Source organism: Chroococcidiopsis thermalis PCC 7203, assembly GCF_000317125.1.
Classification (GTDB): domain Bacteria; phylum Cyanobacteriota; class Cyanobacteriia; order Cyanobacteriales; family Chroococcidiopsidaceae; genus Chroococcidiopsis; species Chroococcidiopsis thermalis.
Genome location: NC_019695.1, coordinates 1,372,791 through 1,398,184, shown reverse-complemented (window position 1 = coordinate 1,398,184; position 25,394 = coordinate 1,372,791). Strand labels below are relative to the sequence as shown.

The window sequence follows — 25,394 nt, the reverse complement described above, 5'->3', positions numbered from 1 at the left end:
TAAAATTTGAAAATTAAAGCCTAAAAAGCTACTTCTTTTTGTGAGTATAGACGATCGCAATAGAGCATCCAACCCAATCCAAATAAACTCGATAGAGAACCTGCGATCGCAGCTTTGACACCCCATCCCACAGGTCCTAGCCAATCGTTAATTTCGTTTAAAATCGCCGTACTAACTTTAGCAACGACATAGGCTGTTCCCACCGCACCAATAGTAACCATACCTAACTCAGCCAATATTTCTAATAGATTTTTCTGCGATAGATCTTCCTCAAAATAGATTTTCCAAATTAATGTGTACATGCCAATATCAGCAGCAGTTAAGACAAACTGTTTTGGCATTTCTGCGCCTGGAGAAGGGAGAGCCGATACAGCACCGCCACTAGCAGCATAACCCGCAATCGCTAAAGCAGCTTCAATTCTCTTTTTACCTTGTAGATCCACGATTATCTCCTTGATGATTGGTAATTGGTCATTTGTCATTACTGATGAACATTAGCTGGGGCGATCCGATCGCATTCCTGCTTGTATGGGGTCAAATCCTGGGGGAAAGTGGGTGGTATCGGGGTCGTAATCTGCTTCGCGTAAGTCTGCTGTTTCGAGTTTGGCGTGACGTAAATCTGTACCAATTAGAATTGCTCCGCGTAAATTGGCTCCATTGAGGTTAGTTTCGTTGAGGTTAGCATAGCTTAAGTCTACTCCTCTCAAGTTTGCGCCACTTAGATCGGCTCCACTTAGTTCGGCATAACTTAAGTCTGCGCCCTTCAAATCGGTAGCTTTAAGATCGACTGCACCAAGTTCTATGCTTGTAAAGTCTCGTTTTCCAGCCGCATATTGGTTGAGGAGTTCGGCTACATCAGTCATGGAGTTGGGGATGGCTTCAGACATAAGCAAATCTAACAATTTTGGAGTTAAAGGTTTTATTTCTAGTTTAAGGACACAATAGAACTATTTGTAGTTTGGAATTGGAAGAATTATGTCGCGCAAAGACGCATACGCGGAGCGTTCTCGAAGAGTAGGCGCAAAGAGTAATTAGGATGTTTACATTTTATTACGGAAATGAAAGATAGAGAGATAGCAAGGAGTGCTGCGTTGGGAATAATTGACTTATATTATGTTTTGTTTAAATGGAACTTATGAGAATAGTTCGTTCTGAGAATTTTATAGAATATGATGGTATTTTCGAGATTAATCGACTTGCGTTTGGTCAAGAGAATGAAGCGAAATTAGTCGAAAGTATTCGCTATTTACCTAATTTTAACTCTGCTCTATCTTTGGTAGCAATTGACAGCGATCGCCTCGTCGGGCATATTTTATTTAGCGAAATTGCGATCGTTAGTCCTCAAGGTGATGTGATAGCATTAGCTTTGGCTCCATTAGCTGTTCTGCCTCAGTTTCAAAATCAAGGTGTCGGTTCTCAACTTGTCAGAGCAGGGTTGAAACAGTGTCAGATTTTAGGATACAAAATTGTGATAGTTCTGGGTCGTCCGAACTTCTACAGTCGCTTTGGTTTTGTGCCTGCGATCGATCGAGGATTGCGATCGCCTTTTTCTGTTCCAGATGAAGCATTTATGGTACTGGAACTCGTACCTGGGGCATTAAATGGAGTTAGCGGGATGGTGAAGTATCCATCTTTGTTCGATTGCGTTTAAGAATGAAGCAAAACACTTGCTTAGATTCCGTGGCTTTTACCAATCACCCAGTGACGGCGGAAAAAACGCGATAAAGCCGATTCTTCTAACGATAAATAAATTGGGCGACCGTGGGGACAGGTACGGGGGTTGCGGGTACGCTGCCATTGATTGAGTAGCGTTTGCATTTCTTCTAAACTCAAAGTCGTACCGTTGCGGATGGCACAGCGACAAGCAGTCGCAACTTGAGCCGCTTGTAAGTCGCCACCTAAACTTAGTTCTACTAAGGCATCGGCGCAGTCGTCGCGCTGTACCAGCATTGCAGGGGCGCTACGGACTGCCCACAAGCGATCGCCAAACGGTTCGACTTCTAAATTCAAACGCTGTAATTGAGCTATTTGAGCCAGCGAAAGATGATTCAGAATCACTGGCGGTTCTAGGGGGACGAGTTGCCAGCGATCGCACAGTTGCTCGTACAATACTCGTTCGTGGGCGATGTGCTGTTCCACCAACCACATCCCACCAGGATGTTCTACCAAGATATACATGTTGTGTACCTGGGCGATCGCTTTCAGAAAAGGGTGTAGGGGAGCCAGTGCGTTGCGGAGGTTCCCTCCGTTAAAGCAACTGGCGTTGTGGGGTGTAGGGTGTAGAGTCGATCCCCCCTCAACTTCTTTGTCTCCCTTGTCTTCCTTGTCTCCCTTGTCTCCCTTGTCTCCCTGTGCGATCGCCCGACTCGTACTATATACGCCTTTTTCTTCCGCAACTTTAATGAGTTGAGTAACTCGTGTATTATGAGCCGAGTCCGACACGCTGTTACTATTGAGCCGCAGTATTTGTTCTATAGCACTTGCCGTGCGTTCTTGCCAATGACTCAGGTGATGTAGGTAAATTTCGGTTTTCGCTGGCTGGCGGTTCCAATCGATCTGCCACGGCGCAACTTTCAAATGGAGAAAACAAACTGGATAGCGATCGCGGGGTAACGTCCGTGTCATCGCCGCAAAGATTGTTTGTTCCAATTCTGCAAACTTCACCATTCTACCGTTCACTGCCACCCTCACCCAGTCTGGACGATGACGATGACAGCGATCCGGTAAACCCAGAACCAATTGAAGGGATGAATAGTGAGAATTTGGAATTCGGAATTCGGAATTCGGAATTAAATTCTCCCTCTGCTCCCCTGCTCCCCTGCTCCCTGCTCCCTCAAAAGGAGTTGGCACTTCAACCTTAAGATATTGCAAATCGCTCAAACTGACTTGGCGTAGAATTTGTGGGATTAAGTGCTGGGTAGTTGCTCCTGGGGAGAGGGTAAACCATTCGCGATCGTCTTGCCAGACTTGCCAGGTGACGTGAGGATGACACAGGGCAATTTGCTGAATTGTATTTTGGATCGCTCTGGTTTGTTGACTCAGAGAAGGCATTCCCTGACGGCGTTCTGCCCAATTTGCAAATAAATTAGAGACTGTGACGACTGTACCAGGAGCGATCGCCACTGTTTCTGTCTCTAGAACTTCGCCGCGATCGCAGTATCTCACGCGCCATCCCTCACCAGTCTCAGCAGCACGGCTCAAAATTTCTAATTCAGCCAGTTGAGCCAAACTATGTAACGCCTCGCCACGAAATCCCAAACTCGTAACTTGCCACAAATCTTCACAGCTACGAATTTTGCTGGTGCTATGGGCAGTAGCACACGCTTGTAAATTCTCCAAATCCATGCCACAGCCATTATCGGCAATGCGAACGCGCCACTGTTGCGGATAGAGATAAATAACTACCCGCGTTGCTCCAGCATCTAGAGAGTTTTCTGCGAGTTCCCGCACGACAGCAGCCAGAGAATCGATAACTTCTCCAGCCGCGATTAAATGTACGACCTCAGTAGGTAAAGGTAGAATCCCAGATTTCATAAGATCTAGTCTATCGGAGGAGTGAGGAGACAAGTCGGAATTCGGAATTCGGAATTCGGAATTCGGAAGCCAGAAGTGTTTGATGCACTACCAATTACCTCCCTTACCCCTTTTTATGAATATTTTCTGGGATTATTTCTCAAGGGTGGCGAAGTATGATTTTATTAGCTTAAATAGCGAATTAGCTCCAATTTGGTTCGCAATACTGGCTGTTATCTATGCCGTAGATTCTACTTCTAAATGAAGAGAAGTCGCTAGTAAATGTTTTCCATGATTCTATCTTTAGAATGAATGTAGAAAAGTTCTTGCTAAAGAAAGAGCGTTTTGGTTTGTTTTCCTTGGTACATTGCTGTTAGTTTTGTAAAGAGAGGAAGCCTAATGGATAAAGATAATCTTATGCAAGGGGTGATTCCACCTGAGCCTCCGATTAAAGCTCAGTCGGGCGTACACGAACTGAAATCGCGCTTGGAATGGGGAGAACCTGCTTTTACCATCCTTGACGTGCGCCCTCGAAACGCATATAACGACGGTCATATCATGGGAGCTATGCCCATGCCAATGGAAAGTTTAGCTGAACGGGCAAAATCTTCCTTAGCTCCGAGCCGCGATATCTACGTTTACGGTGAAACAGACGAGCAAACTGCTGAAGCTGCTCAAAGTCTCCGGTCGGCAGGATTTGAGCATGTATCGGAACTTAAAGGCGGTTTTCCTGCATGGAAGGCGATCGCAGGTCCTACAGAAGGGATTGTTGAGTCTCAAGCACCAAAAGATCAGGAAGTATACAATGTTGTAACTCAGTTACAACATCATACGGATACGCAGAAAAACCTTAGAGATAACTAGTGTAAGAAGTCAGAAGCCGGAATTAAAAAAAGACGAAGCTACTTACGTAGAACATCAAAAGAGCGTTAGAAATTTAATCGACTCTGAATAGCAAACCAATCCCATCTCGGAGTTTTTTCGCGGTGGGATCTTTATCATCTAGCTTTGGGCGATCGCCAATCGTCAATTTTGCGATCGCGGCACTTACAATAAAATGCATTGATGCAATTGATCTAGGAGTCGCGATCGTGCCAGCAGCAGTAGGAGTCATTGAAACTTTGGGTTTTCCAGCCATACTCGCCGCAGCAGATGCAATGGTGAAAGCAGGCGAAGTCACCCTTGTTTACTATGGGATTGCCGAAAAGGGAGAGTTTTTAGTCGCGGTTCGCGGTAAAGTAGCAGAGGTTAATAGATCTGTAGAAGCGGGAATTGCGGCTGCTGAAGAAGTGTTTGGGGCTCAAGTCATCGCTCACTACATCATTCCCAACCCGACAGAAAACATAGAAACGGTATTACCAATTCAATACACTCAAAAAGTAGAGCAGTTCCGCACGTTTTAAGGCGACTGGCAATAAAAAGTGAGGGCGCGACGCGATCGCCTGTCAGAGCTTATTGTCAAAATTAGGAATAAATATCTATTGACAAAGAAGAGATGACACAAAATGCTTTCGCTCTGTCAAAATATAGGATGAGCATTTATAGAATGTATTTCTTAAGCTCTATACTTACAAATTCTTGACACGATCTATTTGGGGAGATAGCCAGTGCCACAGGCAGTTGGATCGATTGAAACGAAGGGTTTTCCTGCTGTGTTAGCCGCAGCAGATGCAATGGTTAAAGCCGGAAGAGTCACTTTAGTTGGTTATATTCGAGTTGGTAGCGCTCGTTTTAATGTCAACGTGCGCGGTGATGTCCAAGAAGTCAAAACCGCCGTTGCCGCAGGAATTGAGGCAGTAGAAAATGTATACGGAGGTACGCTTGAATCCTGGGTGATCATTCCGCGCCCACACGAAAACGTAGAAGTCGTACTACCCATCGGCTTTACAGATGAAGTCCAGCGCTTCCGCGACTCGGTGGAACGACCGATAATTCAAAGATAGAGAGCGATCGAGTAGGGAGCAGGGAGCAACTACCAATTACCAATTACCAATTACCACTAATAACTGACAACTGTTCCCTACTCCCTTTTCTTGTGATTCGGATTTCAATTATTATTCCAACGTTGAATGAAGCAAGCTGTATCGGGCGTACTCTGCGACAGCTAAGCATACTCGATCCTCCAGCATGGGAGGTGCTAGTTGTCGATGGTGGTAGCGAAGATGGTACGGTTGCGATCGCTCAAGCTGCGGGAGTGCAAGTTTTATTCTGTACTGAGCGAGGGCGTGCAATTCAAATGAACCAAGGGGCAAAAGCTGCCAGCGGAGAAGTTCTTTGTTTCATCCATGCCGATACTTGGGTTCCAGACGATCTCGTTGAAATAATCGAGCGGACTTTGGCAGATCCTGGAGTTGCAGGTGGGGGTTTTGTTTCCCTCATGGCAGGTTCCTCCAAAACTCGTTGGTGGATGTCTCTGCACAATTTTCTCAAAACTTATTACGCGCCGTTACTATTTCGTCCCCACTTATTTTTTCAGGGTTTGAGGTTACTATTCGGCGATCAGGCGATTTTCTGTCGTCGAACTGATTTTTGGCAATGTGGTGGCTTCGATCGCACTCTGGCAATTATGGAAGAAGCCGATTTCTGCTTGAAATTAGTGCGGCAAGGGCGCATCCGGCAAGTCAATCGCATCGTCCAAAGTAGCGATCGCCGTGTTGCCCGTTGGGGGTTTTGGCAAGCAACAGCAATATATCTATATGTCGGTTTTTTGTGGGGATTTGGTATTTCTCCCACATATTTAAAGCGACTGTATCGGGATATTCGGTAAGTGGTGCGTGGTGAGTGGAAAGAGCGATCAATAGCTGGTGGCTGGAATTGCTTCCTTGTCTCCCTTGTCTCCCCCCTCTCCCTTGTCCCTCTTGTCCCCCTCAATTCTCCGTCCAGTCATAACCATTTCAACTTTGGTAGGGGCTGAGACTAAACCTCGCCTTACGGGATGTACGGGGCGGTTGTTGGCTAGCGAGAGTTCTAAGTTAGATAGGATGGTAGCCAAGACGAGTTTCATCTCAAACAGGGCAAAAGCTGCACCAATACAGCGCCGCACGCCGCCGCCGAAGGGTAAGTACTCGTAAGGAGAAAATTGCCGTTCTAGGAAGCGTTCTGGTTTAAATTGCTTTGGTTCGGGGTACAGGTCTTGGCGTTGATGGGCGAGATAGATGCTACCTACTAATACCGTACCTGGTTCTAACTGTTGCCCTAAAAGAGTAACGGGCGATCGCACGACTCTCGGAAAAGTTAGCATTCCCACGGGATAAATCCGCAGGGTTTCAGAACAGATGGCGTTGAGATAGGGCAGTCGCACGATCGCGTTTTGGTCTGGTGTATCGCCTAGAATGTCAAGTTCTGCCAGCAACTTTTGCCGGACTTCGGGCAGTTTGTGAATCCAATATAATGCCCATGTCAAAGCTGTAGCCGTGGTTTCGTGACCTGCAACAAGCAGCGTCATCAATTCATCGCGTAGTTCCTCATCTTTCATCGGTTCTCCGGCTTCATCCCGCGCCGCCATGAGTAAGCTGAGGATGTCGGTACGCCCGGGATCGGGATTGGCGCGACGTGCTTCTATTTCAGCATGTAGTAGTCGATCGAGTTGTTGTTTTTGACGCAAAAAGTTCCCCCACGGACTCCATGCACCTAAATCTCGTTGTAAAAAGGGAAAGAATAAGAGGCTAGCTTTGAGGGGCGAGTTCGTTAACTCCAGCATGTTGTAGAGGAGTTTTTCGATCTGTCGATAGCGTTCTCCTTCCCTCAAACCGAAAACAGCTTGCAAAATGACATTGAAGGAAATAGCTTGCATGGAATCCCGCACAGAGAAAGGCTGATTCGGGTTCCATTGGCTGGTGACTTGTTTGGCGATCTCGGTAATGATTTCACCGTATGCCTTCATCCGATCGCCATGAAAGGGTGGAACCATCAGTTGGCGCTGGCGGCGGTGGCGATCGCCACTTTGCATGATGACTCCAAAATCCCCTAATAATGGAGCGAAAATGCCGTTGATCTCTCCAGGTGCGTCAAACTGCTTGTAATGGTCGTTGGTCAATATCTCCTGTAACAGTTGGGGACTGCTGACATAGACCAGGGGACGATAATTTAAACCTACCTTGAGAGTAAACCAGTCACCATAACGTTGAGCGCAAGACTCCATTAAAGCAAAGGGATTAGCAATCCACTGTAACAGTTGAACGAGCGGTGGAGTTTTTGGACCTTGGGGTAGAAACATAATTTCTTGCTCTAACTCTCTTTCTAAATCTTTTTTATTGTTACGCCAGCCTTAAGTAGTCAAAATACAGATACTGCATTACTGAAATAATCTACCCCAAGCAGATGTAGAGTCAACCGCGATCGCCTTAAACTTTCCTAGCGTTTTCTCGTTGGCGATCGCTATGGTGGATATTTATATTCTCGATTTGTTTGTCATTGGGGTGCTGCTGCTAGCAGTTACCCTTGGTTCGGGTTGGATTTCCCGCTTACCTTTTTCTTTTGCCCTCATTTACTTAGTTGTAGGAATTATTCTCGGTCCCTACGGTTTTAAACTCATTCAAGTGCAACCAAATGCTGAGTTTTTGCAACGACTGACCGAATTTGTCGTGATTGTCTCGGTGTTCAGTTGCGGCTTAAAAATGAACCGTCCCTTACAATTGCGAGCATGGCAAATTACAGCCAGATTGATTGGATTTCTCATGCCCATTTCAATTGTAGCGCTGGCAGCAGTAGGACATTGGTTGTTGGGAATGAATTGGGGTGCAGCCGTGTTACTGGGTGCAATTCTCGCTCCTACCGATCCCGTATTAGCTTCAGAAGTGCAGCTAGCAGACATTGACGATGAGGATGAATTACGTTTTGGTCTGACTTCCGAAGGAGGTTTGAATGACGCACTGGCATTTCCCTTTGTCTATTTTGGCTTGCATTTATTCAAAGACCCCAATTTAGATAATTGGTTTAAACAATGGGTAGCCGTGGATTTAATTTGGGCGATCGCATCTGGAATTGTGATGGGAATTGCCGTAGCCAAAGCTATTACTTGGATCGATCGCCAGCTGCAAAAACGTCGTCCTGCTGATGTTTTGATGGAGGATTTTGTTGCTCTAGGAACGATTTTGGTTACCTATTCCTTGGCAGAAATTGTTAACGGCTATGGATTTATTGCCGTATTTGTTGCGGGGTTAGTCGTCCAGCGAAATTACGCAGACAATCTAGAAAAACGCGAGTCTGAATTAGAATTTGTCGAACGAATTGAAAAGTTAATGGAAGTCGGCACAATTCTGTTACTAGGATCGCTGTTGAGAATGCAACCCTTGTGGCAATATCTCGGAAATTCACTGATTGTGGCAGGATTATTACTCTTTGTCATCCGTCCCGTAGGAGCGTGGATTAGCACGATTGCAACAAATCCTCCGGTAGAATGCGATCGCCGTCGCTTGCATCCTGCCAGTCGGTGGTTATTTGGTTGGTTTGGTATTCGCGGTGTTGGTTCTTTGTACTATCTCTTCTACGCTTTTGGTGAAGGTTTAAAAGACAGTGCGGCAGAACAAATTGCCTGGATTACTTTCACAACAATTGTTATTTCTGTAGTTTTACATGGAATTAGTGCCACACCTTTAATGAGTTGGTACGAGCGTAGAATCAGAGGGAAGAGCAGGCGAGCAAAACACGCAACTCTACCCGAACAAAGCGAGTAAATAATGCATAGAGACGTATCATATTACGTCTCTATATTTGTACTATTTTGCTATTTTTTCCAGTAAGCCTTTTGCCTTATCTTTGAGACTAGTTTTACCTTCTTGGGCTTGAGCATCGATATTTTTGATATTAGCCTTTAAGTTGGGATCGAAATTTCGATTAGAGTTAGTCCTTGCTTGTTTTGCCTCTTCCATCAATCCCGTGGCTTCGCTATACTCATATGCTCGCTCGATCTTCTCTTCTGGAGTAGGTTTATATTCTGGAGGGATGAGTTGTGTCTCTTCTAAAGTCGCTGCATAAACTGGTGAATAGCCCGCGATCGCAGTGCCAAAAAAGCCAAGTAAACTCACGAGAAATAACAGTAAAAGCTTTTGCAAAAGCCCTTGTTTTAGATTGGATAAAATCCCACGCATGACAGTCTCTCAAAAAGTTTGACGATGAGAGCAGCTTACATTTTCTGCTATATCTATTCCTTCTACCAGAAGTACGATGTTACCATTTTTCATAAATGTAGGTAGGGGCGCACAGCTGTGCGCCCCTACAAATATATTTGCTGCTGAATGTGAATATTACGACTTGCCATAGTTTGTTCAAATAAGTCTGTGGGCAAGGCTTGTTCTACAGTCGAAACTCCTGGGTGCTTGAGCTTGCCTGATAATAAAAGTTGGGCAATACTACCAGTACCGCAGCCAGCAGCGATCGCGGTGTTATCGTGAATCAACGTCGAACAATAACTCGCCTGCTGTCCGTCTTTTAACCCCGTGACTTCGGAACGAATTGCGACTCCAATCCCGCTAAAACGATTTGTTACATCGGTCATATAGTGGCTGACATGGGCTAAAAATTCGATCGCACTGCGCCGTTGCATCCAAGATTTGGGGAAGACATGGGCGGCAATCCAAGTGAGATGATTGTAAAAATCGGGAACGGAACCAAATTTGGTAATTACGGTTTTGACGGGGAAGGCTTCCGGTAAGGTAAAAGCTTCTGGCATATCAAACCAGTAAACGCCAGATTTACCATAAGGCGCGGGAAAATCTACGACTTCGCGATCGCTATATGGTTTAATTTCCACCCACTGACCGTCGATCCAAGCGGTGAAAGGCTTCTGTAACCCCAAAAATGTCGTTCGCATGACTGTCACGCCAGCACCGCCAGAACCCGCTACTAAGTAACTTAAGTGGATGCGTTCCGGCTGGTCTAATTTTTCCACTCCCTGGCGTACCATGCTGTTTGAGATTCCAGGGAAAACGCCTGTATTGACGATTGCTGTCACTCCAGCAGCTGAAGCCGCTGGAGATAAATCTAAAGCTTTGCGAGTAAAAGACCGATGATCGCTAACATCGAGATAATCTACACCCGTTTCGATACAAGTTTTCAGAACGCTAGCGTCACGGAAGTGAAAGGGTCCGGCACAATGAATGACGAGATTGGAAGCGGCGATCGCTTCTCTTAATTTGGCTTTGTCTGCTAAGTCTAATGCTAGCGATCGAACCTGCGATCCTAGTTGCTTGCTAACTGCGGCTGCTATATCGGGGTTACGGCTAGTGATGGTAATTTCTGCTGATGTATGACTGGCAATGTCTTGGGCTACACTGCTGCCGATTCTTCCCCTGCCACCAAGAATTAAAACTCGATCTGTCATCAATCCAGAATTGTTGCACCTTCTCTATTTGAACAGATTTTATGCCCGCTCTGCCTCGGTAGTAGGGATGAGTTTGGTTTTACCTCTGTCATCGTCTGCCAAACCAGTTTTTTATCTTTGTCAAAAAACCAGAACGGCGGCGAGGGCGGATACGCGGTGAATTCTGAGGATCTACAGATGGTAGTCGGTTAGCAGCAACAGAAACAGCATTTTTTGTTGGCACAATTTCAGAACCATATTTACGGGCATAAACTTGAGTAAATTCCGCCCCTAAAAAGAAAACTTGGGCAGAATAGTAGATCCAAACTAAGAGAACGGCAAGGGAACTAGCTGCACCAAAGGTCGAACTGACGGCGGCACTACCGAGGTACATACTCAATAACGTTCTGCCAATTGTGAATAAGAAAGCCGTTGTTGCCGCACCAACTAAAACATCTTTCCAAGCAATTTTGACATCAGGCAGGATGACGTAAATCATCGCAAATAATAATGTCATCAAGCTAAAAGAAACGACAAAGTTGAGAATAGATAATCCAGTTGCTAAACCTGGTATCCAACTATTCATAAAGCTACTAAATGCTGCTAGTGCCGTACTCAAAAATAGGGATAATAACAATAAAACGCCAATCCCTAAAACCATACTAAATGAGATCAGGCGGCGGCGAATTAATACCCAGATTCCTTGTCCTGATTTTGGTGCAACTTCCCAAATTGTATTGAGTGCGTCTTGCATTTCACCAAATAAACCTGTCGCACCTAATAGAAGTGTAGCAAGACCGATCGAAGTGCCAACAATACCCGTTTTGGTTTGATTGACGTTAGCAAGTGCAGTTTGTACGACTGTTGCCCCTGCTTCTCCTACTAAATCTTGAATTTGGGTGACAATTTCTCCTCTAGCAGCTTCTTCACCGAATACTGCACCTGCCACAGCGATCGCGATCATCAGTAGTGGTGCGATCGAAAATATCGTGTAATATGCTAAGGCTGCTGCTAGCCGCGATGCTTTATCCTGGTTCCACTCCTGAAATGTCTCTTTTAGTAATTCTCCAACAGATCGCAAGTGCATTGTTTGTCTCTTGTTGGTATTTGTTCAGTTACGTTGGTTGCAGTCAAAAAGCAAAATGGTATGAATTTATTGTAATACCAATTCTTTGTGACTACATCGCAGAATATCCCCCATAGTCACCTTAATAAGGGGGGTTCGGGGATCGGATCTGTGCAAAAACAAATAGAATTAGTATGGGCTAGCTAGGCTGAGTTGTTGTAATACAAATCTTTCCTATTCCCAATCGGGTAGGTACTTTTATTTAAATATTTTTTGTGCAATGTGAATTAATTTTATAGTAAATTATTATACAGTAACCGGAGTTTGAGATTCAGTATTGTCAACTTGGAGAGGAAAAACTAAAAATTTTTCGCGATCGCTCAAGCATTTTTGGGCAACCATCTCCGGCAAATTGGGTAGAATTAGTGCTGTCTTTCTGAGAAAGATACTAGTCCACTTTCTAATCCAATAGTGCTGCATTTGATTGACAATCTCTGCATCGTTGCCAGTAAAAATGAATTCCGCATTCTCATCCATCTGAAAGTATGCCAGACACTCAATTTGTTTGGGGCGAGTAGAATCCCAGTATTTTATTGTCGATTTTCTTCCCATGTAAGTACTGGTAAATTTACTTAAATGGTTGAGAGCATTTAATAGTTCTAAAACAGTAATTTTTTCTTTTTGCTTGAGAGATAAGCTTTGATTGCCATCGCATACGTGAGGAAATGTCTGCGAAATTGGCTGTGCGATCGCGCGAACGAGAGGAAATTCTTTAGCTAATTTCTGAAATATAGCAATTGTTTGTTCGACATCTTTTTTGAGTACAGTTTTTAGTTGTAGGTTAGCGATCGTTTTAATTGCTGCTAGTCCCATACTCGTCAAAACTAACAAGGTGACTTGCGAACTCACTTTATATGTATAAACGTAATTCGTGTGAATTGGAAATTCAAAAACATCAAATGCATCGGGATTTTTGATAATATTACGGATAAAATTATGATTGAGAAATTCTTTCACTTGCCATTGTACGGCTTGCTCTTTTAAACATAGGTAAGATTTCGGTTGTTCTTGAATGAGAATAATTCCTAATCCAACGACTCCGGGCAAGTTGAAAAAGTTTTTAATAGTCGTCTCAATCATAGGATTATCATCCTTGTCCTCTTAGCTAGAAATATCTTTTGTTCTCGAGCCAATAGTTTGAGTTTACATGCTAGCTTGGTAAAATCATACATAAGTAAAATAATTACTTTCTTCAGTAGAATGCGAATATAAAAACTATAACCGATGAGTTTAACGAGAAAATATTCTACTCTCAAGGTAGATTTTACTGAAAATACCTCTGAGGGTAGAGGGGGTTTTAATTATGTCGGTAAATCCACGGAAAATATGATTAATTTTATCAAAAAATAATAGGGTACGCGATCGGCGCACCCTAGCAATTAAGTTGATTGGGATTCTAACAACCGGACAAATTTTACCTTCATCGCTTCAAGATAAATATTTGCGTGAAGTAGTATTCTCCTTTTGAATTTCTGGCAACACCAATACCAGTTAGGTTGTAACTACCTACGATGTTCCGTTGGTGTCCAGAACTATTTAACCAGCCTTGAACGGCATTGGCAGCAGGATCGGCGTAACCTTGATTATACGCAACATTTTCTGCTGCTCCCCTATAGGAAATGACTTTGGCAATCTCTTGCACTCTCTGCTGAAAACCATTATGGCTGAAAGGAACTGCACCACTTGCCATATTTTGACTGTGAATTCGAGCTTGATTGCTGATGCTATTATCCCAAGTTAGAGGAGCTAAATTACGCCCTTGGCGATATTGATTAATTCGGTTGAAAACAGCCCGTTCTACGGAGGAAGTATCAGCCTGAGCTAGGATAGTCGTATTAGGTTTCGGCTTTGCAAGTATGTTTTTCTTAGCAATCTCTCGGTAAAAAGTAGGGGTTTTAGCGTTAGCTACAATTGTTGTTCCAGTGGTGAAAATGACTGAACACAAGGCTAGTTTGAACAAAACAGAATGCTTCATGCAATGATTTCCAATGAAAGAATAAGCAAGTGAAACTGAAAATTTTCAGGATGAATCGCTGCTAAAAGAATTAGCAGATGAGTTTATTTTCCAAACTGAACCGTTGCTAAAAGAATTAGCAAATGTACAGTTTAATCTAATGCGGTCACTCTTGAAACTTTTTGCAGAAAGATTTAAAATTAACTGCAAAAATATAGCCTACAAATCTATTCAACTTTATCTCTAATTAGCTAACAAGCGAATTATTACTGAAGCTATATATCGAAGTAATTTTACTGAAAACTCAGCTATATAAATTCTGAATTAGTGACAAATACTAGACTGTTGATAGCGTATGGCGAGCCGTATTTCACTCAAGGCTTTTCAGTTAAGGCAAGAACCCTCCTAACCCAATACTTCTCGGTTAGAGTACATAGTCTTTGAAGATCCCCCTTAATCCCCCTTGGAAAGGGGGAAAAAAGCTATTCTTATCCCATGCCACTTTAACGCGACGTGCTTCAACGGGGGCGACGAAGTCCGCAATAGCGCCACCCCCGCACGTAAGTGGCTCCCCTTTTTAAGGGGGGTTGGGGAGATCGAATCAAAACCCACGAAGTATTGCCCCCTAACCCGCCGCACAAAACAAAACCCCCGAGTTTGCGGGGGCTGGGGGATCTTCAATCTTGCAATTTCGCAACGTAAGAAAAGCGTACGACCACGCGCTCTAAATTATTCTGAAACGGTTTCTTCCTGCAATACCCCTAACACTCGCGCAATATACTCGCTACGCCATTGTTCCCGTGCCTGCACTACTGATTCCTCTGGCTGATATGCTTCAATCTCTGCCAGTGATATAACTTCTTTTGTCGCCAGTAAACGTTCTACAGTATCGAGACGTTCCCGCAAGACAGACACCTCACCTGTTAACGCGACGATCGCGGACAGCAATTTATCGAGTTGCGGCTCGTCAAAGTAAACGGGGCGTTTGCCCTTGGCTTTTTTCATCCCCATGACTTCCTCCATTTACTTAGTCGCAGCAACAATAAACCAGCTACCTCTACTACCTCCTCCTTGTTGGGAATTGTCAGCCGCAGTTTTCCAAGCACCATTGGGAACGAAGGTTTGTATAACTCGATCTGCGGCAAATCCAGCTTCAGTCATAACGGCTGTCAAGTCCAACTCCCGCATGGCACTCCAAAAAGGTTCGTTGTTGTTGGCAGTTTCCCAGTCATACATGAAAGCGCTGAAGGCATCCATGTGGCTGTACAAGGGTGCTTCTACGTGGATCGTCATCCCCCCAGGAGCTAGGAGGCGATCGCATTCTCGCATCACGTTACGGATGGCTGGAAGGGGAATTTCATGCAGCAGGATATGAGAAACTATCAGGTCAAAGGAAGCCGCTTCAAAGTGAGTCCGTTCGGCATTTTGTTGAGAAAAATGGACTCGTTTGCCTAAAGCTTCTGCTCTAGCGTGAGCGTAGCGTAGCATTGGTGCGCCAATATCGATCGCGTAGACTTCGGCTTCTGGATAGGCATCGACATAGGGTAAAGTACTGTGACCGACAGAACAACCCAAATCGAGAATTTTGGCGGGTCGAAAGTCGGGATATTTTGGTTTCAGGTAGTTTTTGACAATGGACAAGCCCATATCATCGTTGAGCGGACCTAACCACCCCGCACCGTAAATATAAACACCGCGATCGTAGGTCGCTCCCGCCGCTAGATCGTCTGCTGTATATTCGCTGTGATAGCTACCAGGCATACAGTGGATATCGACAGCAGTTTGGTAAGCAGGAATTTTGAAATCGGGGTCTAGGGTCAGCGTACCCAAGTGGCGATCGCTCTGTTTTGCCCGGTCGATGAGTTCTGGTAGTTGTCGCTCTACACTGGTATTAACCGCATCCCACAACATTTCCTGGTTGATGCGCCGCAAAGCACTCCACCAACGATAATGCGGGTGTCCTTGCATAGCAGTGCGGATTTCGTGACGGTTTTGGGGCGATCGCTGGTGTTCGCGTTCAAATTGGGGCTTGACAACTTGCTCGTATACTCTTTTATTGCCGGGACTGAGATTTTTAACGATGTGTAGTTTCAGGCTTTTTACAAAGTTTTGTCGCGCCAGCTCATCATGAGTGACTTGTGGTAGCATTGGGTGTTGGAATTGCCGATCCATGTTTCCACCTCTTGAATAAGTCGTAAGTCAAAAGTCAAAAGTCAAAAGTCAAAAGTCAAAAGTGAGTTATTTACAACTTAGATTGATGTATAACAATTTTGCAGGCATATCATGAAGATCTACCTGCTCTAGTTGGGTATTTTCGGAAAGTATTGCTAATTGCTAAGTGTTAAGTGCTAATTGTGAGTTGCTAATCGCCAATCATTTTTAGGTACTTAGCAACGGTTTGTACGTCTTTGTCACCGCGTCCCGAACAGTTAATGACAATGCGAGGGCTACCGTCTAGCTGCGGACAAAGGATATCGAGATAGGCGATCGCATGGGCGGTTTCGAGCGCGGGAATAATCCCTTCTAACTGCGAGAGACGCTGCAATCCCGCGATCGCTTCCTCATCGGTAATGCTGTAATATTCTGCCCGACCAATCTCTTTTAAAAAAGAATGCTCTGGACCCACGCCAGGATAATCTAATCCCGCACTGATCGAGTGTGCCTCAATCACCTGTCCGTCTTCGTCCTGCAACAAGTAACTCATTGCTCCATGTAGTACCCCAACTCTACCTTTGGTTAAAGTTGCGGCGTGTTTTTCCGTAGTGACTCCTTCTCCAGCGGCTTCAACACCAATGAGTCTGACGGTTGGCTCGTTGACAAATTCGTGAAATAGCCCCATAGCATTAGAACCGCCACCTACACAAGCCAGCAAAATATCTGGTAAGCCACCCCATTTTTCCATTGCTTGGACGCGGGTTTCTTGACCGATTGCTGCTTGAAAGTCTCGGACAATTGTTGGGTAAGGATGGGGACCAGCTACAGAACCGAGGATGTAATGAGTTGTTTCTACGTTCGTCACCCAGTCGCGAATAGCTTCAGAGGTGGCATCTTTGAGCGTCCCCGTACCAGCTGCTACAGGTTGTACCTCTGCCCCCATCAAGCGCATCCGAAACACGTTCAGGCTTTGGCGTTCCATGTCCTGTACGCCCATGTAGATGACGCATTTTAGCCCAAACCGAGCGCAGACAGTAGCTGTAGCAACGCCGTGCTGTCCCGCCCCTGTCTCGGCAATGATGCGTTGCTTGCCCATCCGTTTAGCTAACAAAACTTGAGCCAGAGCGTTGTTAATCTTGTGAGCGCCCGTATGATTTAAATCTTCTCGTTTGAGGTAGATTTGCGCCCCCGTCCCATCTGGACGGGCGTAATGTGCTGTGAGGCGTTCGGCAAAGTAGAGGGGGGTGGCTCGTCCTACGTAGTCGCAAAGAAGATTTTGCAGTTCTTGTTGAAAGTCCGTGTCATGTCGATATTTTTGGTACGCTGCTTCTAACTCGCTTAGGGCAGGCATCAGCGTTTCTGGTACGTATTTTCCGCCAAAACGTCCAAATCGTCCGAAAGAGTCAGGACGTTGTGTAGATGGTTGGGAGTTGGGGGAGATCGGTGTAAGGGTCACGATACCTGCGGAGAATGACGATACTCCCATCATTATATAAGTTTGAGGAAATAGGTTTGAGGATAGTTAAGAAGAAGAGGGCGATAACGCCAACAGTATAGTATAAGCTCCCGCACCGAGAGCAAATGCCCAAAAACGGCTTTCTCTTTCGGCTGGTAGTTCTTCCTTCAAGACATTGAGAATAATTCCCCCAGCCAGGAAAGCAAACATAAGTGCGATCGCCGTGCGGTCAACTCCCATACCGCCACTACCAAGCGTCCACCCAACAATTACTGCTGTTGCTAATACCCAGCGACCAATACCGTTATAAATAAACTTGTGATGTTCTCGCAAGCCATAATCGTTGACTGCAAAGTGTAATGCCATTGCTAAAGCAAATTGCAGCATCCCGATCGCATCATTATCATCGCGATTGAGTAGTAAGTAACCGATGATGGTATTGTAAAAACCGTAAACAATGATATGCAGCCAGAAGACACTTGCTGCCGTTACATCTCCTCGGCTCTCTTTGCGGTTGTAACGACGCGATGCGATCGCCGCCCGATCCAAACCATAAAATATCGCTAAACCCAAAAGCGCGACTACGTAAATATGGTATCTCCAAAAAGCCAGCCATCCACCTACAACTTCTCGAATGACTGCTTGTGCCTCGCCTAATTCTGGCAAAATATGAACGAATACATAAGCGATCGAAGCCCCACTGCTGGCAGACAACCATATGCTACGCGGAGTCGCGCTCAGAAATCGCAGCCTACCAGCAAATAATTGCACTAATGCTAGTGCAACTGCCACAATCAGGGAAAGCTCGAACAGAAATCCAGGTAAGAGCATTATTCACGATTGATGATTGGCGAGCGGTATTCGATGGCTGATGAGCGTACCTCCCCATTTGCAATCTAATGTTATGTGGCTATAACGATTTAATTTATACCTTAAAACAGATCTGCAACTAAATATATAGCATTATTTATCAATCCGGTCTTAGCAATCGACTGACTTACGGTTGTGGCGGTTAACTGTTAACAGTTAACCGTCAGCGAACTATATGGGCGCGATCTCCCAGATAATTCGTTTCAAGCACTTATCTGCGGTCGCTGCTCGTGGCAGACAATAAAATGATTCTTGCTATCAATCTCAATTTTTCCTTCCGCCTGTAATTTGCCTAACATGCGGGTGATCGTAACTCTGGTAGTCGAGCAAGCAGCAGCAAGATCGCTATGAGTTAGACGAATGCCCAAACGAATACCTCGCTCCGTAGGTTGACCGATTTGCTTAGCTAGCAACAATAACAAGTGATGCAAGCGGCTCTTGGCATGACGCTTGCCAGAAATTGCTAAAAGAGCTGTTGTTTGCTGTAGCCGTTGGTTAATTTTAGGTAATAATTTTTGGGCGAGATCGGAATTTGCTGCTAACTCCGACCAAGAAAAACAGGTCAGTTCGACTTCAGTTAATGCTGTAGCTTCACAAAGTCCGAAAGCATCTATATCTAAGGCACTGAATGGCGAACCCACTCCTGCCAAACCCAGTAGCACCTCTTCGCCAGTCTCGCAGGCTATTGCCAGCTTGACAATCCCGCGACACACTAACCAAACGGTCTCCGGTCTGAGTCGGATCGTTTCCCCTTTCAAATAAATCTGTTTTTGACTGAGATCTAGCTCGTCGATGGATAGATCTATGTTTTGGTTGTGTGGCTCAAGTTTGTCAGATAGATACAAATGTCGATTGGGATCGCCAATCTCGCGCAGCGATAGCAGGATAGTCTTTGGCTGACCCGTTTTCTCGCAGTTAGACAGACTTGCCACAACTGCCACTTTTACAGGCTGGCGATCGCGCGGACAAAGGTGCATCGTCCATTCCTGCGATTCTTCCATACCTTGTAACTCATTGAATTTGTACCAAAATATTTCTCGGTCTTCGGCACTAAGAAAGGTAGTCAGCGGTTTTCCGCTTAAAAAGCGCTGCGATACATTCAAAAGCTTAGCAGTCGCCTGGTTCACTTCTCGAATCGTACCTGAGAGATCGACGATCGCGTAGCTATCCGGTGCCAGCTCAAATAAATCTTTGTAGCGCCTGCGTTCTTCCTCTAAAGCTCTACGCATCGCTAAAAGTTCTGCATTCTGCCGATGTAGTTCTTCCAGAGTGACTTGAATCTCTTCCGAAGCAACACCAAGTTCCTTAAGTGCTGTGGGTAACAGGTCTGGTTGAAACTGCGGACAATCTACATCATGAAGCAGCAGGTCCAACCGTCCTTGCATGGACTGGATTTGCTGGACGAAATTATCTGTCAACATGCACTCTACCTCTACACGAAATTGTTAGCGAGCGACGATTGGCGGTCACTGAATCAGTTGTCATTGCTTTGCTTCAGAGTGACAGATTCCCCAGATAGCGGCATCTATCAAAAGGTAAGTACATTCATCAAGCTGAAGTCATCTATAAAAAGGTAGAATTTTTTCTATACATGCAAAGTCTTTACACCGATCGCTTTGTAGAGACGTTCCCTGGAACGTCTCTACACTGCTCCCGACTCCCTGCTCCCTGTAAACTGCAAACGGCGAGCCGTTCCATCATCGCTAAAACGTTGCTGACCGATTCCCACCACTTCGACAACGACTTCTCGCGCTGGTGGTGTCCATTGTCCCTGTCGCGCGTCAATCTCAACGATTGTTTCTTCTCCTACTGTATTGACACGATAGGTGGTAGTCGCTCGGACACCTTGACAATAATCAAAACTAAGTCCGTCATCTTCGTACATCGTCCATTCCCCCTGTCCTGCCCAAACGCGAACTGTGAGGGGATTGCACGGTGTTTCATTAACAAACTGTACTACAGGCTGCATGGGGATGACTGTCCCAGACCGTACATAGAGAGGCATTTTTTCCAATGGTGCGCGTGCCAGGATATGAGTTGGTCCTGCAAACGCCTCTCCCGTCCACCAGTCGTACCATGTCCCGGCAGGTATGTACACCGCACGATGCTCTACCCCAGGACGATAAATTGGTGCAGCCATCAGACCAGCACCCAGCAATACTTGGTCGTAGAGGTTGTAAGTCGTGGGGTCTTGGGGAAAATGGTAGAGTAGGGGGCGAAGAATCGGCGCTCCGGTGGTAGCAGCTTCCCAAAATAGGGTGTAAATGTATGGTAAGAGCTGGTAGCGCAAGTTGATATATTCGCGACAGATTTGTTCGACGCGATCGCCAAAAACCCAAGGTTCGTGACGAGCAGTTGTCATTGCCGAATGACCGCGCATGAGGGGGTAGAGCATTCCAACTTGCATCCAACGGGCGAACAGTTCTGCTGTAGCATTGCCAGCAAAACCACCAATATCACAACCAACAAACCCTACACCCGACAACCCCATATTGCACAGCATGGGCAGGGACATTTCCAAATGCTCCCACAACGACTGGTTATCTCCCATCCATACCGACGACCACTTTTGTACGCCAGCATAACCCGAACGAGTCAAAACAAACGATCGCTCGTTCGGACGCAATTTTTCCAGCGCCTCAGCACTCGCTCGCGCCATCATCAATCCGTAAAGGTTGTGAACTTCGGCGTGAGTTGTGGCTGGGTAATTGGGAGTTGTAGGGGCGGGTTTAGCAAAAGATTCACCACCTACGGCAATAGATTCTCGTTCAAAACCCGCCCTTACAGAGGAGTCGGGAGTCGTAGGGGTTAATTCCGAATTCCGAATTCCGAATTCCGAATTCCCCTGTGGTGCATCTAGCGGAAACCAGATGTGCTTACCGTCGTCACCAAAAGGGCGATCGGCGATCGCGGGTTCGTTCATGTCGTTCCAAATTCCGGCTACACCAATACTGGTAAGACTTTCATGTAAGTTTCCCCACCATTGCCGGACTTCAGGACGTAAGAAATCGGGAAATAAGGCTTTATCAGGCCAGACGTAACCATGAAATAACTGTCCATCTGCTTTACGGACGAAATAATCTTTGTCTATCCCTTGGTCGAAAACATGATAATTTGCTTCCGGTTCGTACTTTACCCCAGGGTCAATAATTGTTATCGTCTTAAATCCATCCTCGGCGAGTTCCCGCAGTAGCTTCTCTGGATGGGGGAACCGTTGAGGACTCCAAGTAAAGACTCGATACCCCCGCATGTAGTCGATATCTAAATGAATTACATCGCAGGGAATGCGGCGGCGGCGAAATTCTTGGGCGAGTTCTCGTACTACTGTTTCTGAATCATAACTCCAGCGACACTGATGGTATCCCAAAGCCCAGCGAGGCGGAAGGGGTATTCTGCCTGTTAGCTGCGTGTAGCTACATAGAATTGTGGCTGGATCGGGACCGTAAATGATGTAGTAGTCTAGGGGTGGTGTCTGCATTCCCGCTAAGCTGCGGGTTTCCATGCTCCAAGTTCCAGGTTGAGCTGCGCCAATATCAAACTGACTCCAAAAAGTCGTGTTGAAAAAGATGCCATAACCGACTTCTGGACGCAAAGCCATAAAAAATGGAATTGCCTGATACATCTCATCCGTCAAGGAGTTGTAGTCTAGAGCATCTAGCGTCCAATTTGTTTTAACTTCGCTTAATTTATCTAATAAACCCGTGCGTTCGCCAAAACCATAAAAATGCTCGTCAGCCTCAATTTGTTTCCAGGCAGCGGTTGCACCCATGCGCCAAGCCATACCCATTTCGGCATCTTGGGCAAAGGGGCGATCGCAATTGTCAAAGCAAGTGAGGCGACAAGGTTGGCGTTGAACGACAATTCGCAGCCGATCTGTTTTAATTTCTACCGTGTCAGGTGTTTCTGCAACTTCAAAGGGAACGGGCGATCGCTCGATATCTTCGTCTCCTACGACTGCCCAAGGGCGCTGGGGAAAGAATTCACCGTGAGGGGCTAAACGCACGCGAATAAGATGAGCATCAATAACGCTAATTAATACAGAAGACTCACCGCAATCCAACTGGACAGCGCGATCGCTTTGCGATACTGCCTCCACTGCGCCTACAGTTACCCACGGTTGGTCAGTCGTTGGCAGTTGTCCAAAATATTGCGGCATAAACCTTTCCCCAAATCGCGCATTTACAGCAGGAATTCTATCCCCACAGTCAATTTTCCCGTATCTACACAAACGTAGATTTCTTTCTGAGGGAGCAGGGAGCTTCTGAGCAGGGAGCAGGGGAGACAAGGGAGACAAGGGAGACAAGGGAGACAAGGGAGAAAAAACCATCAACTACCCATTACCCATTACCCATTACCCATTACCCATTACCCATTACCCATTACCCATTACCCATTACCATCACTGCTGACTTTTGACTTTTGACTTCCGATTGATTTGCTTGGGGTCGCTAAATTAGAGTAAAGTAAACAAATGTAAAAAAACGCGACTTAATTATAATAATTCTTACGACAGTAGCGATTTTGAGACTCCGATCTACAACTTATAATTGCCCATGCAGCGTTCATTTTGGCGAAAAATCCCGGTTTTAGTAACAACATTTTTTCTGGCAGGGTTGGTTTGGATGATGCAGCCATCAGCAGCCCTAGCTTATGACAATCCAGAACTGCTACCCGATCGCCCTACCCCGGTCATTGACCTAGCAAAGACTTTTACCGATATTCAGGAAGAACAACTCGTAGCAGATTTAAATAAGTTTGCCGCTGATACTGGCTGGAAACTGAGAGTTTTAACTCAATACGATCGCACTCCTGGTAGAGCAGTAATTAACTTTTGGGGTTTAGATGACAAAAGTATTCTTCTAGTTGCCGACTCTCGCGGTGGTAACATTCTCAGTTTTAGCGTTGGCGACGCAGTTTACGAACTTCTCCCCCGCACGTTTTGGATCGAACTACAAACCCGCTTTGGTAATTTGTACTACGTGCGAGAACATGGGGAAGACCGCGCCATTCTTGGAGCTTTAGAATCCGTTGAAGGCTGTTTAGTCAAAGGCGGTTGTAACGTCGTTCCAGGTCTACCAAGAGAACAGTGGATTCTCACCCTAATCACATCAACACTGGGAGGCGTAATTTGTGGTTTTGCCGCTCAACCCCGTCGTCCAGGACAAGCTCTAGCTTGGCAGTGGGCTTTGATTTTCTCGCCGTTGTGGGGCATATTATTCATTGCTTTCGGTATTGGACCAGTTGTCACGCGCACTACAGAATGGCTACCTCTAATCCGCAATATCTCAGGCTTTCTGATTGGAGCGCTCGTAGCTTATCTCACGCCGATATTTGGGCGTTCTTCTGCTTCGGAAACGTAATGGGTAATGGGTAATGGGTAATGGGTAATGGGTAATGGGTAGTTGGTTATTATTCTCCCTTGTCCTCCTTGTCCCCCTTGTCCCCCTTGTCCCCCTTGTCCCTGCTCCCTGCTCCCTGATAACTGTTAAACTGGTCACTGTCCCTAGCTCCCAGCCTTTCTCTATGGAATGGCAGATGATTGATGCCCAAAATCTGGCGATCGTCGATCGCGAGGTTGGCGATTATGACTTCTCTCCCGCAGAATACGAGATCGTCCGTCGTGTCATTTATGCTACTGCCGATTTTGAGTATAAGAATTTAATTCATTTCTCAGAAACGGCAATGCAAACAGGCGCGGCGGCGATCGCTGCTCGCTGTACGATTGTGGTGGATGTACCGACAATCCAAGTGGGCATTTTACCCCAGATTCAAAACACTTTTGCCAATCCCCTTTATTGCAGCTTAGACGCGATCGCTCGTCCGCAAAAAGATAAGACTGCTACAGCTTGGGGAATCGAAAACCTCGCTCAGCGCTATCCCGAAGCAGTTTTTGCGATCGGTCAAGACCAAAGTGCATTAGCCACTTTAATAGATTTAATTGCCGCTAGCGCAATCAAACCAGCTTTGGTAATTGCCACGCCTGCGGGATTTGTCGATGTGGATGCGACCAAAAAACGCTTGCAGGAATTTGCCGTACCCCAAATTTGGACGGAGGGTTCCAAGGGTGGTGCTACTGTAGCCACCGCAATTTTGGACGGATTGCTAGAACTAGCTTGGCTGGCTTACATCCCTGAAGAAAGCTGAGGGAATTCGGAATTAAATTGCACCCCACTTTCTGCAAATAACTGGTCACTGGTCACTGGTCACCGATAACTGATAACTGTCTACCATTCCCGATCTTGTCTCGGTAGCTGAGGTGGTTCTTTTCTTTGAGGAGGACGGCGCGGAGTACGAGGTGATTCTTCTTCGGATTCTAAGCGATCGCGACGGATGCGGTTGCTGACTTCCACAAAGACATCTCGTTGCAAGAATGGATAGTCACTCACCCAAATATCGCGGCTGGGGATGTAAATATCGGTCACTTTGGTAATATTGCTCAAATCAGCGCGATTTGACAGTACGATCATTTCCGCCACTTGACGACGGGCAATCCCTTTGTGACTGCGGCGCAGTGGCACTTGTACCTGGATGGAAAAACCAGTTTCATCTCCAACTTCGACATTTAGACGGCGCTCTAAGTTATCAACATAGACTAGTTCGCCTTTATTGTTAACTGTTTCTTCTCTCCCAATTAGCTCTTCTGAAATGTAAACATCCAAAATGCGACCGCGAAAGAAACCACTGTATTTGTATTTGCGGTACTGTGCGTTACGCAAACTCGCCCACAGTACGGGACCCCACAGCCAATAAAAACCGCCAACCACCCCAAAGGGAAGTAGCAAACCCCCAAATCCCTCACCCAACAGCCATCGCAACAACAACACGACGACAACAGCGACAACAGAAGCTAACAATCGGCGCAAAAAGTCAGAAAATTTTCCCCAAACGTAGCGATATTGATCGCCCGTAGCAATACGAGGAATGAGTTGTTCAAACTTCTGGCGCGTGAGTGGGACGAGCATGAGGGACTGGGGAGTAGGGTTTTGTTGACAGTTAACCGTTAACGGTTAACTGTCAACTC

At 45.8% G+C, this 25,394-nt stretch carries 26 protein-coding genes; 9 read left to right on the top strand and 17 right to left on the bottom strand.

Annotated features, from left to right (window positions below):
* Positions 1-20: 20 nt before the first annotated feature.
* Together CHRO_RS06190 and CHRO_RS06185 are read right to left on the bottom strand one after the other, a co-directional pair.
* Positions 21-482 carry a hypothetical protein gene (locus CHRO_RS06190; RefSeq protein WP_041462379.1) on the bottom strand — a complete coding sequence of 154 codons (462 nt, stop codon included), beginning with the start codon at positions 480-482 and terminating at the stop codon, positions 21-23.
* A 12-nt stretch (positions 483-494) separates the two neighbouring features.
* A complete protein-coding gene (locus CHRO_RS06185) occupies positions 495-887 on the bottom strand; it encodes an Alr5209 family pentapeptide repeat protein (RefSeq protein WP_015153329.1) in 393 nt (130 codons plus the stop codon).
* Positions 888-1,135: 248 nt separating this feature from the next.
* Between CHRO_RS06185 and CHRO_RS06180 the strand changes: the two genes are divergently transcribed.
* Positions 1,136-1,651: a GNAT family N-acetyltransferase gene (locus CHRO_RS06180; RefSeq protein ID WP_015153328.1), complete on the top strand. Its 516-nt coding sequence runs from the start codon at positions 1,136-1,138 to the stop codon at positions 1,649-1,651.
* Positions 1,652-1,671: 20 nt separating this feature from the next.
* On the opposite strand, the gene mutL is transcribed toward CHRO_RS06180, so the two are convergent.
* The gene (mutL, locus tag CHRO_RS06175; RefSeq protein WP_015153327.1) at positions 1,672-3,534 is read right to left on the bottom strand and encodes a DNA mismatch repair endonuclease MutL; all 1,863 of its coding nucleotides are present in this window, start codon (positions 3,532-3,534) and stop codon (positions 1,672-1,674) included.
* Positions 3,535-3,555: 21 nt separating this feature from the next.
* On the opposite strand from mutL, the gene CHRO_RS31695 reads away from it, so the two are divergent.
* The 5 genes from CHRO_RS31695 (at position 3,556) to CHRO_RS06155 (ending at position 6,280) form a co-directional block, all read left to right on the top strand.
* Entirely contained in the window at positions 3,556-3,693 is a 138-nt protein-coding gene (locus CHRO_RS31695; RefSeq protein WP_181824281.1) for a hypothetical protein, read from the top strand.
* A 219-nt stretch (positions 3,694-3,912) separates the two neighbouring features.
* On the top strand, positions 3,913-4,377 hold the full coding sequence (locus CHRO_RS06170) for a rhodanese-like domain-containing protein (RefSeq protein WP_015153326.1): 465 nt from the start codon (positions 3,913-3,915) through the stop codon (positions 4,375-4,377).
* 227 nt (positions 4,378-4,604) lie between these two features.
* Positions 4,605-4,916: a carbon dioxide-concentrating mechanism protein CcmK gene (locus CHRO_RS06165; RefSeq protein ID WP_041462378.1), complete on the top strand. Its 312-nt coding sequence runs from the start codon at positions 4,605-4,607 to the stop codon at positions 4,914-4,916.
* A 204-nt stretch (positions 4,917-5,120) separates the two neighbouring features.
* Positions 5,121-5,456, top strand: a complete 336-nt coding sequence (locus CHRO_RS06160) for a carbon dioxide-concentrating mechanism protein CcmK (RefSeq protein ID WP_015153324.1) — start codon at positions 5,121-5,123, stop codon at positions 5,454-5,456.
* A 92-nt stretch (positions 5,457-5,548) separates the two neighbouring features.
* Positions 5,549-6,280, top strand: coding sequence for a TIGR04283 family arsenosugar biosynthesis glycosyltransferase (locus CHRO_RS06155; RefSeq protein WP_015153323.1), 732 nt, complete (start codon positions 5,549-5,551; stop codon positions 6,278-6,280).
* A gap of 27 nt (positions 6,281-6,307) precedes the next feature.
* Here the strand turns inward: CHRO_RS06155 and CHRO_RS06150 are convergent, their stop codons facing one another.
* On the bottom strand, positions 6,308-7,729 hold the full coding sequence (locus CHRO_RS06150) for a cytochrome P450 (protein WP_015153322.1): 1,422 nt from the start codon (positions 7,727-7,729) through the stop codon (positions 6,308-6,310).
* 163 nt (positions 7,730-7,892) lie between these two features.
* On the opposite strand from CHRO_RS06150, the gene CHRO_RS06145 reads away from it, so the two are divergent.
* Entirely contained in the window at positions 7,893-9,188 is a 1,296-nt protein-coding gene (locus CHRO_RS06145; RefSeq protein ID WP_015153321.1) for a cation:proton antiporter, read from the top strand.
* Positions 9,189-9,230: 42 nt separating this feature from the next.
* Here the strand turns inward: CHRO_RS06145 and CHRO_RS06140 are convergent, their stop codons facing one another.
* From CHRO_RS06140 to CHRO_RS06085, 11 genes are all read right to left on the bottom strand, one after another.
* Positions 9,231-9,602 carry a hypothetical protein gene (locus tag CHRO_RS06140; RefSeq protein WP_015153320.1) on the bottom strand — a complete coding sequence of 124 codons (372 nt, stop codon included), beginning with the start codon at positions 9,600-9,602 and terminating at the stop codon, positions 9,231-9,233.
* A 125-nt stretch (positions 9,603-9,727) separates the two neighbouring features.
* Positions 9,728-10,834, bottom strand: a complete 1,107-nt coding sequence (locus CHRO_RS06135; protein ID WP_015153319.1) for a saccharopine dehydrogenase family protein — start codon at positions 10,832-10,834, stop codon at positions 9,728-9,730.
* 88 nt (positions 10,835-10,922) lie between these two features.
* Complete coding sequence (locus CHRO_RS06130) at positions 10,923-11,900, bottom strand: YihY/virulence factor BrkB family protein (RefSeq protein WP_015153318.1); 978 nt, start codon at positions 11,898-11,900, stop codon at positions 10,923-10,925.
* 285 nt (positions 11,901-12,185) lie between these two features.
* Complete coding sequence (locus tag CHRO_RS06125) at positions 12,186-13,019, bottom strand: hypothetical protein (RefSeq protein WP_015153317.1); 834 nt, start codon at positions 13,017-13,019, stop codon at positions 12,186-12,188.
* 340 nt (positions 13,020-13,359) lie between these two features.
* On the bottom strand, positions 13,360-13,914 hold the full coding sequence (locus CHRO_RS06115; protein ID WP_015153316.1) for a CAP domain-containing protein: 555 nt from the start codon (positions 13,912-13,914) through the stop codon (positions 13,360-13,362).
* Positions 13,915-14,622: 708 nt separating this feature from the next.
* Positions 14,623-14,904: a hypothetical protein gene (locus CHRO_RS06110; RefSeq protein ID WP_015153315.1), complete on the bottom strand. Its 282-nt coding sequence runs from the start codon at positions 14,902-14,904 to the stop codon at positions 14,623-14,625.
* A gap of 12 nt (positions 14,905-14,916) precedes the next feature.
* A complete protein-coding gene (locus CHRO_RS06105; protein WP_015153314.1) occupies positions 14,917-16,065 on the bottom strand; it encodes a class I SAM-dependent methyltransferase in 1,149 nt (382 codons plus the stop codon).
* Between the two features lie 190 nt (positions 16,066-16,255).
* Positions 16,256-17,503: a tryptophan synthase subunit beta gene (gene trpB / locus CHRO_RS06100; protein WP_041462867.1), complete on the bottom strand. Its 1,248-nt coding sequence runs from the start codon at positions 17,501-17,503 to the stop codon at positions 16,256-16,258.
* A gap of 66 nt (positions 17,504-17,569) precedes the next feature.
* Positions 17,570-18,334 (bottom strand): hypothetical protein, encoded by a 765-nt coding sequence (locus tag CHRO_RS06095; protein WP_015153312.1) that lies wholly within the window; start codon positions 18,332-18,334, stop codon positions 17,570-17,572.
* Between the two features lie 242 nt (positions 18,335-18,576).
* Positions 18,577-19,794 (bottom strand): helix-turn-helix domain-containing protein, encoded by a 1,218-nt coding sequence (locus CHRO_RS06090; RefSeq protein ID WP_015153311.1) that lies wholly within the window; start codon positions 19,792-19,794, stop codon positions 18,577-18,579.
* A gap of 221 nt (positions 19,795-20,015) precedes the next feature.
* Positions 20,016-22,529: a glycoside hydrolase family 31 protein gene (locus CHRO_RS06085; RefSeq protein WP_015153310.1), complete on the bottom strand. Its 2,514-nt coding sequence runs from the start codon at positions 22,527-22,529 to the stop codon at positions 20,016-20,018.
* 397 nt (positions 22,530-22,926) lie between these two features.
* Between CHRO_RS06085 and CHRO_RS06080 the strand changes: the two genes are divergently transcribed.
* Entirely contained in the window at positions 22,927-23,733 is an 807-nt protein-coding gene (locus CHRO_RS06080; protein WP_015153309.1) for a TPM domain-containing protein, read from the top strand.
* Here CHRO_RS06080 and CHRO_RS31690 read toward each other — a convergent pair.
* Positions 23,659-23,871: a hypothetical protein gene (locus CHRO_RS31690; RefSeq protein ID WP_181824280.1), complete on the bottom strand. Its 213-nt coding sequence runs from the start codon at positions 23,869-23,871 to the stop codon at positions 23,659-23,661. The genes CHRO_RS06080 and CHRO_RS31690 overlap by 75 nt on opposite strands.
* A 25-nt stretch (positions 23,872-23,896) precedes the next feature.
* On the opposite strand from CHRO_RS31690, the gene CHRO_RS06075 reads away from it, so the two are divergent.
* Entirely contained in the window at positions 23,897-24,517 is a 621-nt protein-coding gene (locus tag CHRO_RS06075; protein ID WP_041462376.1) for a precorrin-8X methylmutase, read from the top strand.
* Positions 24,518-24,597: 80 nt separating this feature from the next.
* On the opposite strand, the gene CHRO_RS06070 is transcribed toward CHRO_RS06075, so the two are convergent.
* Positions 24,598-25,335 carry a hypothetical protein gene (locus CHRO_RS06070; RefSeq protein ID WP_015153307.1) on the bottom strand — a complete coding sequence of 246 codons (738 nt, stop codon included), beginning with the start codon at positions 25,333-25,335 and terminating at the stop codon, positions 24,598-24,600.
* Positions 25,336-25,394: the final 59 nt, after the last annotated feature.

Coding starts and splice junctions, on each gene's coding strand:
- mutL (WP_015153327.1), bottom strand. CDS start 3,534: ATGAAATCTGGGATTCTACCTTTACCTACTGAGGTCGTACATTTAATC.
- CHRO_RS06180 (WP_015153328.1), top strand. CDS start 1,136: ATGAGAATAGTTCGTTCTGAGAATTTTATAGAATATGATGGTATTTTC.
- CHRO_RS06115 (WP_015153316.1), bottom strand. CDS start 13,914: ATGAAGCATTCTGTTTTGTTCAAACTAGCCTTGTGTTCAGTCATTTTC.
- CHRO_RS06085 (WP_015153310.1), bottom strand. CDS start 22,529: ATGCCGCAATATTTTGGACAACTGCCAACGACTGACCAACCGTGGGTA.
- CHRO_RS06135 (WP_015153319.1), bottom strand. CDS start 10,834: ATGACAGATCGAGTTTTAATTCTTGGTGGCAGGGGAAGAATCGGCAGC.
- CHRO_RS06145 (WP_015153321.1), top strand. CDS start 7,893: ATGGTGGATATTTATATTCTCGATTTGTTTGTCATTGGGGTGCTGCTG.
- CHRO_RS06095 (WP_015153312.1), bottom strand. CDS start 18,334: ATGCTCTTACCTGGATTTCTGTTCGAGCTTTCCCTGATTGTGGCAGTT.
- CHRO_RS06140 (WP_015153320.1), bottom strand. CDS start 9,602: ATGCGTGGGATTTTATCCAATCTAAAACAAGGGCTTTTGCAAAAGCTT.
- CHRO_RS06080 (WP_015153309.1), top strand. CDS start 22,927: ATGCAGCGTTCATTTTGGCGAAAAATCCCGGTTTTAGTAACAACATTT.
- CHRO_RS06125 (WP_015153317.1), bottom strand. CDS start 13,019: ATGATTGAGACGACTATTAAAAACTTTTTCAACTTGCCCGGAGTCGTT.
- CHRO_RS06150 (WP_015153322.1), bottom strand. CDS start 7,729: ATGTTTCTACCCCAAGGTCCAAAAACTCCACCGCTCGTTCAACTGTTA.
- CHRO_RS06105 (WP_015153314.1), bottom strand. CDS start 16,065: ATGGATCGGCAATTCCAACACCCAATGCTACCACAAGTCACTCATGAT.
- CHRO_RS06185 (WP_015153329.1), bottom strand. CDS start 887: ATGTCTGAAGCCATCCCCAACTCCATGACTGATGTAGCCGAACTCCTC.
- CHRO_RS06110 (WP_015153315.1), bottom strand. CDS start 14,904: ATGGGGATGAAAAAAGCCAAGGGCAAACGCCCCGTTTACTTTGACGAG.
- CHRO_RS06130 (WP_015153318.1), bottom strand. CDS start 11,900: ATGCACTTGCGATCTGTTGGAGAATTACTAAAAGAGACATTTCAGGAG.
- CHRO_RS06070 (WP_015153307.1), bottom strand. CDS start 25,335: ATGCTCGTCCCACTCACGCGCCAGAAGTTTGAACAACTCATTCCTCGT.
- CHRO_RS06190 (WP_041462379.1), bottom strand. CDS start 482: ATGACAAATGACCAATTACCAATCATCAAGGAGATAATCGTGGATCTA.
- CHRO_RS06170 (WP_015153326.1), top strand. CDS start 3,913: ATGGATAAAGATAATCTTATGCAAGGGGTGATTCCACCTGAGCCTCCG.
- CHRO_RS06090 (WP_015153311.1), bottom strand. CDS start 19,794: ATGTTGACAGATAATTTCGTCCAGCAAATCCAGTCCATGCAAGGACGG.
- CHRO_RS06075 (WP_041462376.1), top strand. CDS start 23,897: ATGGAATGGCAGATGATTGATGCCCAAAATCTGGCGATCGTCGATCGC.